Annotated in this window: 14 protein-coding genes; 7 read left to right on the forward strand and 7 right to left on the reverse strand. The window is 70.7% G+C overall.

The annotated features are described in order from the left end of the window. The first annotated feature begins 209 nt into the window (after positions 1–209). Positions 210–1,112, forward strand: a complete 903-nt coding sequence (locus tag C6376_RS09985; RefSeq protein ID WP_107443098.1) for a D-alanyl-D-alanine carboxypeptidase family protein — start codon at positions 210–212, stop codon at positions 1,110–1,112. 117 nt (positions 1,113–1,229) lie between these two features. On the opposite strand, the gene C6376_RS09990 is transcribed toward C6376_RS09985, so the two are convergent. Then, positions 1,230–2,054, reverse strand: coding sequence for a maleylpyruvate isomerase family mycothiol-dependent enzyme (locus C6376_RS09990; RefSeq protein WP_107443099.1), 825 nt, complete (start codon positions 2,052–2,054; stop codon positions 1,230–1,232). 194 nt (positions 2,055–2,248) lie between these two features. Between C6376_RS09990 and C6376_RS09995 the strand changes: the two genes are divergently transcribed. Next, positions 2,249–3,067: a carbon-nitrogen family hydrolase gene (locus C6376_RS09995; protein ID WP_107443100.1), complete on the forward strand. Its 819-nt coding sequence runs from the start codon at positions 2,249–2,251 to the stop codon at positions 3,065–3,067. A gap of 234 nt (positions 3,068–3,301) precedes the next feature. Here C6376_RS09995 and C6376_RS10000 read toward each other — a convergent pair whose 3' ends face one another. Next, on the reverse strand, positions 3,302–3,799 hold the full coding sequence (locus C6376_RS10000) for an LURP-one-related/scramblase family protein (protein WP_107443101.1): 498 nt from the start codon (positions 3,797–3,799) through the stop codon (positions 3,302–3,304). A gap of 138 nt (positions 3,800–3,937) precedes the next feature. Here C6376_RS10000 and C6376_RS10005 point away from each other — a divergent pair, with 138 nt between their 5' ends. Continuing rightward, on the forward strand, positions 3,938–5,779 hold the full coding sequence (locus C6376_RS10005) for an NHL domain-containing thioredoxin family protein (RefSeq protein ID WP_107443102.1): 1,842 nt from the start codon (positions 3,938–3,940) through the stop codon (positions 5,777–5,779). A gap of 33 nt (positions 5,780–5,812) precedes the next feature. Here C6376_RS10005 and C6376_RS10010 read toward each other — a convergent pair whose 3' ends face one another. From C6376_RS10010 to C6376_RS10020, 3 genes are all read right to left on the reverse strand, one after another. Further along, complete coding sequence (locus tag C6376_RS10010) at positions 5,813–6,064, reverse strand: DUF6458 family protein (protein ID WP_057578039.1); 252 nt, start codon at positions 6,062–6,064, stop codon at positions 5,813–5,815. Positions 6,065–6,170: 106 nt separating this feature from the next. After that, complete coding sequence (locus C6376_RS10015) at positions 6,171–7,493, reverse strand: M18 family aminopeptidase (protein WP_107443103.1); 1,323 nt, start codon at positions 7,491–7,493, stop codon at positions 6,171–6,173. A 438-nt stretch (positions 7,494–7,931) separates the two neighbouring features. Next, entirely contained in the window at positions 7,932–9,758 is a 1,827-nt protein-coding gene (locus tag C6376_RS10020; protein WP_107443104.1) for an acyl-CoA dehydrogenase, read from the reverse strand. Between the two features lie 190 nt (positions 9,759–9,948). On the opposite strand from C6376_RS10020, the gene C6376_RS10025 reads away from it, so the two are divergent. After that, complete coding sequence (locus C6376_RS10025) at positions 9,949–10,431, forward strand: SseB family protein (RefSeq protein ID WP_107443105.1); 483 nt, start codon at positions 9,949–9,951, stop codon at positions 10,429–10,431. Positions 10,432–10,555: 124 nt separating this feature from the next. Continuing rightward, positions 10,556–11,527: a pirin family protein gene (locus C6376_RS10030; protein ID WP_107443106.1), complete on the forward strand. Its 972-nt coding sequence runs from the start codon at positions 10,556–10,558 to the stop codon at positions 11,525–11,527. 94 nt (positions 11,528–11,621) lie between these two features. On the opposite strand, the gene C6376_RS10035 is transcribed toward C6376_RS10030, so the two are convergent. Further along, a complete protein-coding gene (locus C6376_RS10035) occupies positions 11,622–12,485 on the reverse strand; it encodes a Bro-N domain-containing protein (protein WP_367881039.1) in 864 nt (287 codons plus the stop codon). Here C6376_RS10035 and C6376_RS46360 point away from each other — a divergent pair. Beyond that, entirely contained in the window at positions 12,403–12,588 is a 186-nt protein-coding gene (locus C6376_RS46360) for a hypothetical protein (RefSeq protein ID WP_319593751.1), read from the forward strand. The genes C6376_RS10035 and C6376_RS46360 overlap by 83 nt on opposite strands. 144 nt (positions 12,589–12,732) lie before the next feature. Continuing rightward, complete coding sequence (locus tag C6376_RS10040; protein ID WP_107443108.1) at positions 12,733–13,776, forward strand: AI-2E family transporter; 1,044 nt, start codon at positions 12,733–12,735, stop codon at positions 13,774–13,776. On the opposite strand, the gene C6376_RS10045 is transcribed toward C6376_RS10040, so the two are convergent. Next, a complete protein-coding gene (locus C6376_RS10045) occupies positions 13,749–15,902 on the reverse strand; it encodes a SpoIIE family protein phosphatase (RefSeq protein ID WP_107443109.1) in 2,154 nt (717 codons plus the stop codon). The two genes, C6376_RS10040 and C6376_RS10045, sit on opposite strands and share 28 nt — an antisense overlap. Positions 15,903–15,945: the final 43 nt, after the last annotated feature.

A 15,945-nucleotide genomic window follows, 5' to 3' on the forward strand; every position in this document is an offset into this window, starting at 1 on the left:
ACGGGTGCCGACCGGGGGCGTCGATCGGCGTGCCGATCGGGGGTGCCGGTCGCGGGGCTGGGTAAGGAACGGATCAAGAAATCGGAAATTCTGCCCGGCAGACGCACAACTTTGTGTGCTACTTACGTGTCACACATGTGCGGCCCATCTCTTTCCCCCTTGAACTTGGCCGCACCGTAGGGGCATTCGACGTAATCGGGGTATTTCAGTTGATAACCGCCATCAAGGGCATTCGAGTCCGCAGGGCCGCCGCCGTTGCCGTCACCGCCGGCGCAGTGCTCGCGACCGGAGCCCTCACCGCGGCGCCCGCGCAGGCTGTCGCGACGCCCACGATCGCCGCCAAGACCGGCTTCGTGATGAACAACGCGAACGGTGCGGCGCTTTACGGCAAGGGCATGGACACCAAGATGTCCACCGGCTCCACCACCAAGATCATGACGGCGAACGTCGTGCTGTCGCAGGCGAACCTGAACCTGGACACCAAGGTCGTCATCCAGAAGGCATACAGCGACTACATCGTCGCGAACACCGCGTCGTCCGCGCGGCTGATCGTCGGCGACAAGGTCACGGTCCGGCAGCTGCTCTACGGGCTGATGCTGCCGTCCGGTTGCGACGCCGCGTACGCCCTGGCCGACAAGTTCGGCACGGGCACGACGCGGGCCGCGCGCGTGAAGAGCTTCATCGCCAAGATGAACGCCAAGGCCAAGACGCTCGGCATGACGAAGACGCACTTCGACTCGTTCGACGGCATCGGCAGCGGGGCGAACTACTCGACCGCCAAGGACCTGACGAAGCTCGCCAGCAACTCGCTGCGGAACGGCAACTTCCGCGCGATCGTCAAGACCAAGTCGTACACCGCCAAGACGATCACCAAGACCGGCTCCGTCCGCACCATGGGGGCCTGGACCAACACCAACACGCTGCTGAGCAGCTACAGCGGCGCCATCGGCGTGAAGACGGGCTCCGGCCCGGAGGCGAAGTACTGCCTCGTCTTCGCCGCCACCCGTAACGGCAAGACCGTCGTGGGCACGGTGCTGGCGTCCACCAGCGTGACGGTGCGCGCCACCGACGCGACCAAGCTGCTGAACTACGGCTTCGCCAGGCTGGGCTGACCCTCCGGTCGACCGCTGAGCACGGAGAACGGGCCCGTCGTGATCGCACGACGGGCCCGTTGTCGTCGAGTGCCGCACCGTCGTCGGGTCCCGGCCGGCCGCCGAGGCCGGCGTCGGCTACCTGGTGACCGCGAAGTTCCGCAGGACGGCCGCCGTGAGCTCCGGCTCGCCCTCCGCCTTCACCCGGTCGGCGACCGCCTCCGCCGTGACCCGGCCGCAGGCCAGACGGACGAACGTCTCCCAGTCGAGGGTGAACGCGGCGGCGGGGCCGAGCGCGGGCGCCGTCTCCAGGGTGCCACGGCCCTGGATGTCGACGCGGATCGTGCGCAGGAACTCGATCGGGCCGTGCACGTCGAAGACGACCGCGGAACTGCGCGGGGCGTCGGCCTTCTCGGCGACGACCGCCGGGAGTTCGGCCAGCAGCGCGTCACGGGCGATGTGCGCGCCGGGGGAGTCGAGGTTGCCCGGCCGGCCGAGGGCGGTGCGCAGGTCCTGCTCGTGCACCCAGACGTTGAACGCGTGCAGCCGCATCGACTCCTCGAGCGTGAGCTCGGTGCCGAGCGGACCGCGCACCGTCGTGTGGGGCTGGCGCGTCTCGTTGCGCAGCTGCCGGTTGCGGCGGATGACCGTGTACTCCAGCTCGGACGTCATCTCCGGCGCCGTGTGATGACGGCGGACGTCGACCTGCATCTCCATGTAGCGCTGGAAGTCGTTGGTGACGTGGAACAGGTCGCGCGGGAGCGTGTGGATGGGGCGCGGGTCGCCGTACATCTCGCAGTCCAGCCCGATGACGTGCGACACGATGTCGCGGACCGACCAGCCCGGGCACGGCGTCCGGCGGTTCCAGTCCGCCTCCACCAGAGGCTGCACCAGCTCGGATATCGCTTCGATGGAGTGGGTCCAGGCGTCGGCGTAGGGCTGGAGGGTGGGATGCAGACTCACGGAAACGGGACCCCTCGGCGGTCGGTACTCGGGTGGGCTGTGGCGGCGTTGCCAGCGGGAGGTGGCGGGTGTCGGCAGGTGTCGGCGGGTCTCTACGAAACGCTAAGTTACGCTGCTGTGAGGCACCCCGGCAGTGCTTTCGTGTGACGATCGTAGGCCCGTGTGGACTACTCGAATGCCAGGACGGTGGTAGTGTGCGCGCCTCTCTCCTCCAGATCGCTGCAGATGAGGACGAATCGGTCGAAGCGCGACGGTTGCGGGCCGCCGCGCTGGTAAGAGAACAGGCCGGCGCCGACCTCGTGGTGCTGCCGGAGCTGTGGACGACCGGGGCGTTCGCCTACGAGCGGTTCGCCGACGAGGCCGAGCCGTTGAAGGGTCCGACGTACGAGGCGATGGCGAAGGCGGCGAGCGACGCGGGCGTATGGCTGCACGCGGGCTCGATCCCGGAACGGGCGCCGGCCGGGAGCGGCTCCGGCGGGGACGAGGGGCCCCTCTACAACACGTCGCTCGTCTTCTCCCCCTCAGGTGAGCTCGCGGCCGCCTACCGCAAGATCCACCGCTTCGGCTTCGACAAGGGCGAGGCCGTGCTGATGAGCGCGGGCGGGGACCCGGTGACGGTACGCCTCCCCGGGACGACCCTCGGCGTCGCCACCTGTTACGACCTCCGTTTCCCCGAACTCTTCCGCACCCTCGTGGACGCCGGCGCCGAGACCTTCGTGCTCTCCGCGGGCTGGCCGGAGCGCCGCCGGGCGCACTGGACGCTGCTGGCCCGGGCGCGGGCGGTCGAGAACCAGGCGTTCGTGCTCGCGTGTGGAACGGCCGGGACGCACGCCGGAGTTCCGCAGGCGGGTCACTCGATCGTGGTCGATCCGTGGGGCGAGGTGCTGGCCGAGGCGGGCCCCGGCGAGGAGACCCTGACCGTCGACTTCGACCCGGGCGCGGTCGCCACGACCCGTGAACTGTTCCCCGCCCTCAAGGACCGCGTCCTCGGCCTGCGCACCCCGACCCCCTGACCCCGCTGCCTGCTACCCGTCGGCCTTCCGGCCTTCCGGCCTTCCGGCCTTCCGGCCTTCCGGCCTTCCGGCCTTCCGGCCTCCCGGCCCGCCGTTCGCGGGTCCGGGGCGGTCGCACGCCGGTCGCCGCGGACGGCCGGTCCTCGACGTCCGGGTCGCGACGGCCGACGGTCGTCCTTGGGCCGGCCCCGGCGGCGGTTCCGGCGGCGGTCCGCCCCGACGGGCGCCCGCGCCTCAGTCGTCGTGCCGCTCCTTGTCCGCGAGGTGGATCACGCACACCGCCACCGCGATCAGCAGCGCCGGATCCGCGTCCTCGCGCACGACGTCGACGCCGTACGTCTCCCGCACGTGCAGCCACCGCCGTGACACGACGGCCAGGAGTTCGCCGTCGTACTCGACCGCGAACTCCCGGTCGAGGATCTTGCCGCTGACGTCGAGCTCGGTGCGGCCGTCCGCCAGAGCCACCCGGTAGTGGTTGCGCAGCAGCGAAAGCCGCTTGCGCCGGATCGTGGCCAGCGGTTCGCCGTCCCGCTCGATCACCATGGTGTCCCGCAGGGCGAACATCTTCCGGTGGATGTCGATCAGGATCCGTCCGCGGGTGTCCTTCAGCTCGAAGGTGTCCCGCAGCCGCATCGCCTTGCCGTCGACGAGGTAGACCTTTTCGCCGCGGTCGTCCTCGATCCAGTAGTCGTCTCCGAGCCCGAGCAGCCGGTCACGCACGAGAAATCTCATACCGCTACCGCTTCCCCGGCCGGGCGGGACCTTCCCGGCCCGGGCGGGAAATGCCGCGAGGAATGACCCGACTGCGGCAGTGACCGGCGGAAAGGGGGCCGGGGCGTGACTGTCGGGGGCCGGTGGCACCCTTGAGGCATGACCGACTCCTCACCCGCCCCGGCCCCCCGCCGCGTCCGTGTCCGTGCCCCCGAGCTGATCGGCAAGGGTGGATGGCTGAACACCGGTGGGAAGGAACTCACCCTCGCGGACCTGCGAGGTAAGTGCGTTGTTGTTGATTTCTGGACGTTCTGCTGTGTGAACTGTCTGCATGTTCTGGACGAGTTGCGGGAGTTGGAGGAGAAGCACCGGGACACGGTGGTCGTGGTCGGCGTGCACTCGCCGAAGTTCGTCCACGAGGCAGAACACCAGGCGGTCGTCGACGCCGTCGAGCGGTACGGAGTGGAGCATCCGGTGCTCGACGACCCCGAGTTGACGACGTGGAAGCAGTACGCGGTCCGCGCGTGGCCGACGCTCGTCGTCATCGACCCCGAGGGGTACGTCGTCGCGCAGCACGCCGGTGAGGGGCATGCGCACGCCATCGAGCGGCTGGTGGCGGGGCTGGAGGCCGAGCACGCGGCGAAGGGCACGCTGCGGCGCGGGGACGGGCCGTACGTGGCGCCGGAGCCCGAGCCGACCGCCCTGCGTTTCCCGGGCAAGGTCCTTGTGCTGCCCGGCGGGAACCTCCTGGTCAGCGACACCACACGGCACCAGCTCGTGGAACTCGCGGAGGACGGGGAGACGGTGGTGCGCCGGATCGGGTCCGGCGTCCGCGGCCTCGTCGACGGCACGGCGCAGACCGCCGCCTTCAACGAACCGCAGGGCCTCGCCCTGCTCGACGACGGGGCCGTGGTCGTCGCCGACACCGTCAACCACGCCCTGCGCCGGCTCGACCTGGACTCGGGTGCCGTGACGACCCTGGCCGGGACCGGCAGGCAGTGGTGGCAGGGAACGCCGACGTCCGGTCCCGCGCGCGAGGTCGACCTCTCCTCGCCGTGGGACGTGGCGCTCTTCGGCGGCCGGGTGTGGATCGCCATGGCCGGCGTGCACCAGCTGTGGGCGTACGACCCGGCCGACGGCACGGTGGGCGTCGTGGCGGGCACGACCAACGAGGGGCTCGTCGACGGACCGGGCGCCCAGGCATGGTTCGCCCAGCCGTCGGGTCTGGCCGCCGCGCCGGACGGGGAGCGACTGTGGCTCGCCGACTCCGAGTCGTCGGCGCTGCGCTGGGTCGACCGGGCGGGCGCCGTGCACACGGCCGTCGGCACCGGGCTGTTCGACTTCGGGCACCGCGACGGCCCGGCCGGCCAGGCCCTGCTCCAGCACCCGCTGGGCGTCACCGTGCTGCCCGACGGCTCGGTCGCCGTCAGCGACACCTACAACCACGCGCTGCGCCGCTACGACCCGGCGACGGGCGAGGTCAGCACGCTGGCGACGGACCTGAGGGAGCCCAGCGACGCCGTCCTGGTCGGCGAGGACATCGTGGTCGTCGAGTCGGCCCGGCACCGGCTGACCCGGGTGCGGCTGCCGGAGGACGCCGTCACGGTGGACGCGGTGGCCCACCGCACCCGGCGCGCGGCGACCGACGTCGCGCCGGGATCGCTGCGGCTCGACGTGATCTTCCAGGCGCCGGCCGGCCAGAAGCTGGACACGCGGTACGGTCCGTCGACGCGGCTGCTGGTCTCCGCGACCCCGCCCGAACTGCTGCTGAAGGGTGGGGGCGCGGGCACGGACCTGACCCGCGCGCTGGAGCTCGATCCGGCCGTGCCGGAGGGGGTCCTGCACGTCTCCGCGATGGCGGCCTCGTGCGACGACGACCCGGCCAACGAGTACCCGGCCTGCCATGTCCACCAGCAGGACTGGGGTGTCCCGGTCCGCCTCACCGAGGGCGCGGCGGACCGGCTGCCGCTGGTTCTCGCCGGGCTGGACCCACAGGCCTGACCTGCGGCCCGGCCGGGAACACGGCGGGCACGGTCAGGCGCCGTAGCCGTCGCTGTAGCCGTCGCGGTGGTGGTGCCGCTCGGTCTCGACCACCGTGGTCGAGGCGGGAGGCACCATCACGCGGCGGCGCCGGGCGATGCTGCTGAAGGTCGTCACGCCGATCAGGCCGACGATCATCAGGATGACGCCGACCAGGTCGAGGTTGACGCCCTGCATGTCCCAGTCCGTCGCGAACGTGAGGATGGCTCCCACGGCGATGAGGATGATGCATCCGCCGAGGCCCATGGTGTTGCCTCCTGTCCGGTGTACCGGCCGTTCCGGTCACCACCGGACTCCGGGTACCCGGGCGGTCGACTGCCATGCGTCGCGGGCGCGTTCGCCGGCCGGGCCGTCATCCCCGCAGGAACGCCGTGAGCGCGTTGGCCAGCAGGTACGGGTCGGCGTCGCCGCACAACTCCCGTGCGCTGTGCATCGACAGGATGGCCACGCCGATGTCGACGGTGCGGATGCCGTGCCGGGCCGCGGTGATGGGGCCGATGGTCGTGCCGCACGGCATGGAGTTGTTGGAGACGAAGTTCTGGAACGGCACGCCCGCCGTCTCGCAGGCCGCGGCGAACACCGCCCGGCCGGTGCCGTCCGTGGCGTAGCGGTTGTTGACGTTGACCTTCAGGATCGGCCCGCCGTTGACCCGCGGGTGATGCGTCGGGTCGTGCCGCTCCGCGTAGTTGGGGTGTACGGCGTGCCCGGTGTCGGAGGAGAGGCAGACGGTGCCCGCGAAGGCTCTCGCCCGGTCCTCGTAGGAGCCTCCGCGCGCGAAGACCGAACGTTCCAGCACGCTGCCGAGCAGCGGACCGTCCGCGCCGGTGTCGGACTGCGAGCCGTTCTCCTCGTGGTCGAAGGCGGCCAGCACCGGGATGTACGGAGGTTCCGCGTCGCCCGTCGCCACGGCCGCCAGCGCCGCGGTGCCGGCGTGCACGGACAGCAGGTTGTCCATGCGCGGGCCGGCCACCAACTCCTGGTCGCGGCCCAGGTAGGCGGGCGGTTCCACGGAGTGCACCATCAGGTCCCAGCCGGTGACCTGGCCCGGGGCCAGCCCGGCCTCGTCCTCCAGGAAGGCGATCAGGTCGCCGTCGCGCACGTCGCCGCCGAGGCCCCAGACGGGCTGGAGGTGACGCTGCTTGTCGAGCTTGAGGCCGTCGGCGTTGACCGCCCGGTCGAGGTGGATGGCGAGTTGGGGGACGCGCAGCAGCGGGCGGCCGACGTCGACGAGGCGCGTCGTGCCGTCGCGCAGGGTCAGCCGGCCCGCCAGGCCGAGGTCGCGGTCGAGCCAGGAGTTGAGCAGTGGGCCGCCGTAGATCTCCACGGCCACCTGCCGCCAGCCCTGTGTGCCGGTGTCGGGCAGCGGTTTGACGCGCAGGTTCGGGGAGTCGGTGTGCGCGCCGATGATCCGGAACGGCGTGTGCGGCGCCGCGCCCTCGGGCACGTACCAGGCCACGATCGCGCCCCCGCGCAGCACGTACCGGCCGCCGCTGCCGGAGGCGGAGACGCCGTGCGTCTCGGCGTCCCAGGCGTCCGTCTCCGAGACCTGGCGGAATCCGGCCTTCTCGAGCCGCTCGGCCGCGTTCGCCACGGCGTGATACGGCGACGGGCTCGCCGTCAGATACGTCATGAGGTCGTCGGTGTGGCCGCGGTCGAAGCGGGAGGGTTCGCTCATGGTGTTCACCTTAACGACGTACGAGGGCCCGCTCCCGGGGATGGGAGCGGGCCCTCGTGAGGACCGTGTGGAGTGCTGCGCGGTTGTCCTGGTGAGTCCGGGTGAGTCCGATTGCGTCCTGGAACGGACCCGCGGCGGCGGACGCGGAACGGAACCGGACCGGACCCCGAGCGGACCCGGAACATACCCGGACCGGACCCGGAACACACCCGGGCCGGAACCGGAGCGGACGCGAACCGGAGCAGGAGCGGACCTGAACCGGACCCGGAACATGGCCTCGGAGGCGCCCGGAGTGTGACCCCGCAGGTGCCTCCGACCACGCTCCGGAGCTTCCCCGAAGGCGTCCCCGACCACCCTCCGGAGCCGCCCCGGAACGCGTCCCCGGCGCCGGCCGGGGACGGCCCGGAACGCCTCTCCGGTGCTGGACCGGGGGGCGTCCTAGAAGGCGGCCTCGTCCAGCTCCATCAGGTCCAGCTCGACGTCGGCGGCGATCTTGCGGGCCAGGGTGACGCCCGGCAGGACGTTGGCCGCGAAGAACTTCGCCGCCGCGATCTTGCCGGTGTAGAACGGCCGGTCCTTGGCGGAGGCCGTCTCCAGCTTCTCGGCGGCGATCGCCGCGCCCTTGAGGAGCAGGTAGCCGACGATCACGTCGCCGGAGGCGAGCAGCAGGCGGGTGGTGTTCAGGCCCACCTTGTAGATGTTCTTGACGTCCTGCTCGGTGGCCGCGAGGTCGGTCAGCATCAGGCCGACGATGGCCTCCAGCTCGACGGCCGCCTTGGCCAGGTGCTCGCGGGCGCCGGCCAGCTGCTCGCCGCCGGTGCCCAGCGCGAGGAACTTCTTGATGTCCTCGGCGAGGGAGTTCAGCGCCGCGCCCTGGTTGCGGACGATCTTCCGGAAGAAGTAGTCCTGGCCCTGGATCGCGGTGGTGCCCTCGTAGAGGGTGTCGATCTTGGCGTCGCGGATGTACTGCTCGATCGGGTACTCCTGGAGGAACCCGGAGCCGCCGAAGGTCTGCAGCGACTGGGCGAGCTGCTCGTAGCCCTTCTCGGAGCCGTAGCCCTTGACGATCGGCAGGAGCAGGTCGTTGAGCGCGTGCTCGGTCTTCGCGTCCTCGCCGGCCGCTTCCTTGACGGCGATGGCGTCCTGGATCGAGGCCGTGTAGAGGACGAGGGCGCGCATGCCCTCCGCGTACGCCTTCTGCGTGATCAGCGAGCGGCGCACGTCGGGGTGGTGGGTGATGGTGACCTTCGGCGCGGCCTTGTCCATGAAGTTCGCCAGGTCGGGACCCTGGACGCGCTCCTTGGCGTACTCGAGCGCGTTGAGGTACCCGGTGGAGAGGGTGGAGATCGCCTTCGTGCCGACCATCATGCGGGCGAACTCGATGATGCGGAACATCTGACGGATGCCGTCGTGCTTGTCGCCGATCAGCCAGCCCTTGGCGGGGTGGCGGTCGCCGAAGGTCATCTCGCAGGTGTTGGACGCCTTGAGACCCATCTTGTGCTCGACGTTCGTGGCGTAGACGCCGTTGCGCTCGCCCAGCTCGCCGGTCTCGAAGTCGAAGAGCGTCTTCGGGACCATGAAGAGGGAGAGGCCCTTGGTGCCGGGGCCGGCGCCCTCGGGGCGGGCGAGCACGTAGTGGAGGATGTTCTCCGACATGTCGTGCTCACCGGACGTGATGAAGCGCTTGACGCCCTCGATGTGCCAGGAGCCGTCCTCCTGCTGCACGGCCTTGGTGCGGCCGGCGCCCACGTCGGAACCCGCGTCGGGCTCGGTGAGGACCATCGTCGAGCCCCACTGCCGCTCGACGGCGATCTGCGCGATCTTCTTCTGGACGTCGTTGCCCTCGTCGAAGAGGATGCCCGCGAAGGCCGGGCCGGAGGAGTACATCCACACGGCCGGGTTCGCGCCGAGGATCAGCTCCGCGTACGCCCAGATCAAGGACGGCGGGGCGGTGGTGCCGCCGATCTCCTCGGGCAGGCCGAGCCGCCAGTACTCGGAGTCCATGAAGGCCTGGTAGCTCTTCTTGAAGGAGGCGGGGACCGGCGCGGTGTTGGTCTCCGGGTCGAAGACCGGCGGGTTGCGGTCGGCGTCCGTGAACGACTCCGCCAGCTCGTTCTCCGAGAGGCGGGTCAGCTCGTCGAGGATGCTCTTCGCGGTCTCGGTGTCCATCTCCTCGAACGGGCCGGTGCCGTACAGCTTGTCGCGCCCGAGCACCTCGAAGAGGTTGAACTGGATGTCGCGAAGATTCGACTTGTAGTGCCCCATGGCGACGGCTCCCGGAATCCGTTGGAGAGATGGGCGAGGCACTGGATCCTCGCGCTAATTCACATACCGACAAGTAGCAAGTACCTACGATGATGCTACCCGTCGGTAATAAGTTGCAACCCCCAGTCCGCCAAGTGTGAGAAGGGTCTACCTCGCTCCGCCGTCGGCGCGTCTCGGTACTCTTGCGCCCATGTACGGATACGGCCAGCCCATGGACGGCGGTGCTGCACAGCAGCAGTACGCGACGCCGCAGCAGCAGATGCCCGGCGGCCATGGCGGGTACGGCCAGCAGCCGCCCCTCTATCCGGAACCGTCCCCGCCGTCCCTCGCGGACGCGGTACGGGCTTTCACCACGGGGCAGCTGGCCGCCGAGGACTTCCAGCAGGTCTTCGCCACCTCCAAGGTCTACTGCCCGCGCGGCGACAACCCCGGCTTCCTCGCCCTGCACAACACCCAGCAGCCGGTGATCCCGATGTTCACCAGCCTGAAGGAGCTGCGCCGGTACGCGGGCAAGGAGTCCAAGTACTTCGTGATCACCGGCGCGGAGGTGATCGACCTGCTTCCCACCGGCTACGGCTTCGTCCTCGACATGGAGGGCGAGCACCGGATGGTCTTCGACGCGAAGGCCGTGGAGCAGATGGTCGAGTTCGCGATGCGTCGGATGTACGGCTGAGACGGGTCGCCCGTGCGGTGCGATCGGCCCGGAGGGAATGCCCTCCGGGCTTTCGCCGTTATGGGTGGCAGAAAGTTCAATGCTCAACTAAAATGGGACGTACGCCGCCCAAGGAGGTACGGACATGCCCGCAGTGACCGTCGAGAACCCGCTGACCCTGCCGCGCGTCACCGCGTCGGCCGAGGCCGTGGCCCGCCCCGTGCTCGCCGTCACGACCGCGCCCAGCGGTTTCGAGGGCGAGGGCTTCCCGGTGCGCCGCGCGTTCGCCGGGATCAACTACCGTCACCTCGACCCGTTCATCATGATGGACCAGATGGGCGAGGTGGACTACGCGCCGGGCGAGCCCAAGGGCACGCCCTGGCACCCGCACCGCGGCTTCGAGACCGTCACCTACATCATCGACGGCATCTTCGACCACCAGGACAGCCAGGGCGGCGGCGGCACCATCACCAACGGCGACACCCAGTGGATGACGGCCGGGTCGGGTCTGCTCCACATCGAGGCGCCGCCGGAGTCGCTGGTCATGTCCGGCGGTCTCTTCCACGGCCTGCAGCTGTGGGTGAACCTGCCGGCCAGGGACAAGATGATGGCGCCGCGCTACCAGGACATCCGCGGCGGCAATGTGCAGCTCCTCACCACCCCCGACGGTGGCGCGCTGCTGCGGGTCATCGCCGGCGAGCTGGACGGGCACGCGGGGCCCGGCATCACGCACACGCCGATCACCATGATCCACGCGACGGTGGCGCCGGGCGCGGAGGTCACCCTTCCGTGGCGGGAGGACTTCAACGGCCTCGCGTACGTCCTCGCGGGCAAGGGCGCGGTCGGCGCGGAGCGCCGCCCGATCCACCTGGGCCAGACCGCGGTCTTCGGCGCGGGCTCCTCGCTGACGGTCCGCGCGGACGAGAAGCAGGACGCGAACACGCCGGACCTGGAGGTCGTGCTGCTCGGCGGACAGCCCATCCGTGAGCCCATGGCCCACTACGGCCCGTTCGTCATGAACACCAAGGACGAGCTCCAGCAGGCGTTCGAGGACTTCCAGAAGGGCCGCCTGGGCACGATCCCCGCGGTGCACGGGATGACGGCTGAGGGCATCTGACCCTCCGGCCCACCGGAAAGCCGGTACGGTACGACAAGGCCCGAAGCCGCAACGTTGGATTGCGACTTCGGGCCTGCCTCATGTCCCCCGGCGACTACGGCCGCACGTAGACCGGCGCTCCGTCGGCGGCGCAGCCGGTCTGCCGCAGACACCCCCGCTTGAGCAGCATCCGCAGGCAGTCGTGGACCCGGTCGTGCGGCAGCCCCGTGCGCGTGGCGATCTCCTCCACGCGGTACCGGGCCTCGCCGCGCACCAGCGTCGGCGCGAGGACGGCGGCGACCGCGTGCACGTCGTCCGTGACGACGAGGTTCTTCGCCTTCCACCGGGCGAGCAGCTCCTGGGGCGTCAGCACCGCTTCGGAGACGGGACGGGAGCGGTCGGCGCGGCGGCCGAGGGCTTGGACGATGTCGTCCAGCGCGTCCGCCATCCTGCTCTGGCTCCGGTTGATCTGCCGCAGCAGGTCGTTGCGCTCCCCGGCGAAGGCGGCCAGGCTCTCGTCCATCTGCAGGTTGCGTTCTTCGAGGCGCACGAGGGCGTCGACGACCTGCTCCGGCATGACGTACGCGGTGCCGCCGGCGGGGGCGGGCTGTACGGCCGCGGGCTCCAGGGAGTACGAGCCCTGCTGTTGGACGGTCAGGATGACCTCGTCGACCCAGGTCTTGAACGGGACGCACTCGGGTTTGGTGCAGCCGTTGACGAGCCTGATGAGGCCTTTCAGGCTCACCATCCTCATCGACTTCTGCAGCCTGTGACCTGCAAGTTTGCGCGAGGTGTCTGCTGTACAGACGTCTTGTGCAATCTCACCCAGCGACCTTGTGCAATCTGGTGAGACATGCGCTAGGAGCGCCTGGCGTGTGTTCACGTACCCGAGTTCCGTGGCCACGTCCGCCGCCACGAACCAGTGCTCCCCGTCCGGCAACGTGAGCCGCCGCAGCCGCGCCCCCGTCGCCGCGAACACGAAGTCGTTGACGTCGATCGCGTCCTGGTGTGCCGCCGACCGGGTCGGCGGCGGTGTGTTGTTCTGCTCGTACATCGAGCAGAACCTCCGTCTCGGACGGTAGGCATATGCCGGGGCAACGAGCCGCGCTGGCAAGGATGTTCACCCGTTAGGAGCGGACGTTCGATTCCGTGCCCGGGTCATGCCCCGCTCACCCGGGCGGCCGTCAGGTCAGGACAAGTCGGCAGGGCCGTGATCCGCTGGAGCGGTGCATCTGCTCCCGCTTCCCGCGCGCCGGTTCGCCGCCTGGTGCGGCGTGATCCTGCTCGCGTCGGGCGTCGGGTACGTCGGGATCCGGCTGTGCGCGGAGTTGCGCACCGCCGTCACCCCCGTGCTGCTCGCGCTGCTCGGGACGGCGTTGCTGCGGCCGTTGCACCGGCGGATGGTGGCGGCCGGGGTACCGAGGTCGCTTTCGGCCGGGATCACCTGTGTCGCCGTCGTCGCCGTGGTCGGCGGGGCCGTGTACATCGTCGTCGCCGCGCTGATCGACAGCGGAGACCAGATCGTCGCCGCGCTCAGGTCGGCGGGGCGCAGCATCGCCGATCACTTCGGGGCGGCCGGGACCTCGCTCGACGACCTCGCCGCCAACGCGAAGGAACTGCTCGGCAAGTTCGGAGGGACGGCAGCCTCCAACGTCATCAGCGGGGTGAGCGTCGTGGGCGAGAGCATCGCCATGGCGGTGCTGGCGCTGCTGCTCGTCTTCTTCTTCCTGCGGGACTCCGACCGGGCCGTCGGCATGCTGCGCTCCGTCGCTCCGGGGGGCAGCGCCGACGTCCTCGAAGCCATGGCCCGGCGGGCCTTCCGGGCCGTCGAGGGGTTCATGCGGGGGACGACGTTCATCGCCTTCATCGACGCCGTGTGCATCACCGTCGGGCTGCTCGTCCTCGATGTGCCGGGAGCCGTCGGGCTGGGCGCCCTCGTCTTCGTCGGGGCGTACATCCCGTATCTCGGCGCCTTCCTCTCCGGAGCGGTCGCGGTGCTGGTCGCGCTCGCCGACCGGGGGTTCGTCATCGCGCTGTGGGCGCTCGGCGTGGTGCTCGCGGTACAGGTGCTGGAGGGGCATGTGCTGCAGCCGGTGATCCAGAGCAGGACCGTGCAGATGCACCCGGCGGTGGTCATGGTGGCGATCACGGCCGGGGCGTCCGTGGCAGGGATTCTCGGCATGCTGCTCGCCGTGCCCGTGACCGCGGCCGGCTTCGGGATCCTGCACGAACTGCGCACGCGCTACGGCGCTGTCGCCGACGGTTCGTAGAGCTCGAACCAGATGCTCTTGCCCTCGCCCCGCGGCGCCACGCCCCAGGTGTCCGCGAGCAGCTCGATGAGGACCAGACCGCGGCCGGAGGAGGCCAGCTCGCCGGGGCGGCGCATGTGCGGGAGGTCGTCGCTGGTGTCGGTGACCTCGATGCGGAGCCGGCGTTCGCCGGGCGCGCCGGTGACCTCGGCGACCAGCAGCGCGTCGGCGTCGGTGTGGACGAGGACGTTCGTCAGCGTCTCGGACACGAGCAGGACGGCCGAGTCGACCTGGTCCTCGCAGGTCCAGTCGTGCAGCAGCTCGCGCAGTTGCTGACGGGCCACGGCGATGCGCTCCGGTTCGGCCTGCGCGACTGTCAGCATCGAGCGGCGCACGGGCTGCCGTGAGGGCAGCGGCGAGGTGCTCGGACCGCAGCCGCCCTCGCCCTGGCGGCAGAGCAGCAGTACGGCTATGTCGTCCTCGCGGCGGTCTGCCAGCGGACCCGTGGTGTGGTGGGAGGAGGGGCCGTGCACCGCCTGGACCAGGGCGTCGGCCAGTTCCTCGAGGTCGCCCTCGTGCGCCTCCAGGATCTTGTGGACGCGCCGCCAGCCGGTGTCGAGGTCGTGACCGCCGGTCTCGAGCAGGCCGTCGGTGCACAGCATGAGCGCCTCGCCGGGTTCCAGGGCGAGCCGGGTGGTGGGGTAGTCGGCGTCCGGGTCGATGCCCAGGGGCAGTCCGCCCGCGGTGGCGCGGACCAGTACCGTGCCGTCGGCCATCCGGACCGCCGGGTCCAGGTGGCCGGCCCGGGCGGCCTCCAGCACCCCGGTCACCGGATCGACCTCGATGTACAGGCAGGTGGCGAAGCGCAGATCGGCGCCGCCGTCCGCGTCGGCGAGGCCGTGCAGGAATCCGGAGGCGCGGGAGAGGACCGCGTCCGGGCGGTGGCCCTCGGCGGCGTACGCCCTGAGCGCGATGCGCAGTTGCCCCATGAGACCCGCCGCGCGGACGTCGTGGCCCTGGACGTCCCCGATGACCAGGGCGAAGCGGCCGCCCCCGGGGTTCGTCCGGGAGGCGTTGCCGGGCAGCGGGATCATGTCGTACCAGTCGCCGCCGACCTGGAGGCCGCCGCCGGTCGGTATGTAGCGGGCGGCGAGGGTCATGCCCGGTATCTCGGGACCGAGGGTGGGGAGCATGGAGCGTTGCAGGCCGTCGGTCAGCTCGCGCTGGGTCTCCGCCGCGCTCGCGCGGGTGAGGGCCTGGGCGAGCATCCTGGCGACCGTCGTGAGCACGGACCGTTCGTCGGGGGTGAACGCCACCGGGTAGGCGAAGCCGGCCATCCAGGCGCCCATCGTGCGGCCGGCCACGGTCAGCGGCAGAAACGCCCAGGAGTGACGGCCGAAGGGCGCGGCCAGCGGCCAGGTCAGCGGATAGCGCTCCTTGTACCGCTCGGGCGAGGACAGATACACGGCGCGCCCCGTGCGCACGACCTCGGCGGCCGGATAGTCCGTATGGATGGACATCTGGGTGAAGGGGTCCTCGTCGCCGGACTGGTGTCCGTGGTGGCCGATGATCGTCAGCCGGTCGCCCTCCACGCCGAAGACGGCGAGTCCGTCCGGTGAGAAGCCCGGCATCGACAGTCCGGCGGCGACCCGCAGCACCTCCGCCGTGGACCGCGCCTCCGCGAGTGCCCGCCCCGCGTCCAGCAGGAAGGCCTCCCGGGAGCGGCGCCAGTCGCCGGTGACGGCGGTCCGGCCGGCCGGGGTGCCCGGGGTCGGCTCGGTCACCTCCTGGAGGGTGCCGATCAGTTCGTACGCCTTCTTCACCGGGTCGAAGGAGGGCTTGGAGCGGCTGCGGACGACCCGGACCACTCGTCCGCGGTCGTCCATGATGCGGATCCGCACCTCGGCGAGGGTGCTCTCCGCGACGGCGAGCTGGATCACTCCGGTGATCTCGTTCCAGTCGACGGGGTGCAGTCGGGCGCGGGTCTGGGCCTCCGTGAGGACGGTCTCCTCCCGGGGCAGACCGAGCAGCCGGGCCGCCTCGGCGTCGACCGTGACCAGCCCGGTGGCGGTGTCCCAGTGCCACAGGCCGGTCGCGAGGGCGGTGAGAACATCCCCCACGGCAGGCAGCGGCTCGCCAGTGCGCATTGCCCCACTTTAAGAAGACGGGAACGAAGAATGCCACTGATCC

Source organism: Streptomyces sp. P3, assembly GCF_003032475.1.
Taxonomy (GTDB): domain Bacteria; phylum Actinomycetota; class Actinomycetes; order Streptomycetales; family Streptomycetaceae; genus Streptomyces.

Bases quoted from the DNA above. Each gene is read 5' to 3' on its own strand.
- C6376_RS10000 (WP_107443101.1), bottom strand. From the start codon at position 3,799: ATGAGATTTCTCGTGCGTGACCGGCTGCTCGGGCTCGGAGACGACTAC.
- C6376_RS10005 (WP_107443102.1), top strand. From the start codon at position 3,938: ATGACCGACTCCTCACCCGCCCCGGCCCCCCGCCGCGTCCGTGTCCGT.
- C6376_RS10010 (WP_057578039.1), bottom strand. From the start codon at position 6,064: ATGGGCCTCGGCGGATGCATCATCCTCATCGCCGTGGGAGCCATCCTC.
- C6376_RS10015 (WP_107443103.1), bottom strand. From the start codon at position 7,493: ATGAGCGAACCCTCCCGCTTCGACCGCGGCCACACCGACGACCTCATG.
- C6376_RS10020 (WP_107443104.1), bottom strand. From the start codon at position 9,758: ATGGGGCACTACAAGTCGAATCTTCGCGACATCCAGTTCAACCTCTTC.
- C6376_RS10025 (WP_107443105.1), top strand. From the start codon at position 9,949: ATGTACGGATACGGCCAGCCCATGGACGGCGGTGCTGCACAGCAGCAG.
- C6376_RS10030 (WP_107443106.1), top strand. From the start codon at position 10,556: ATGCCCGCAGTGACCGTCGAGAACCCGCTGACCCTGCCGCGCGTCACC.
- C6376_RS10045 (WP_107443109.1), bottom strand. From the start codon at position 15,902: ATGCGCACTGGCGAGCCGCTGCCTGCCGTGGGGGATGTTCTCACCGCC.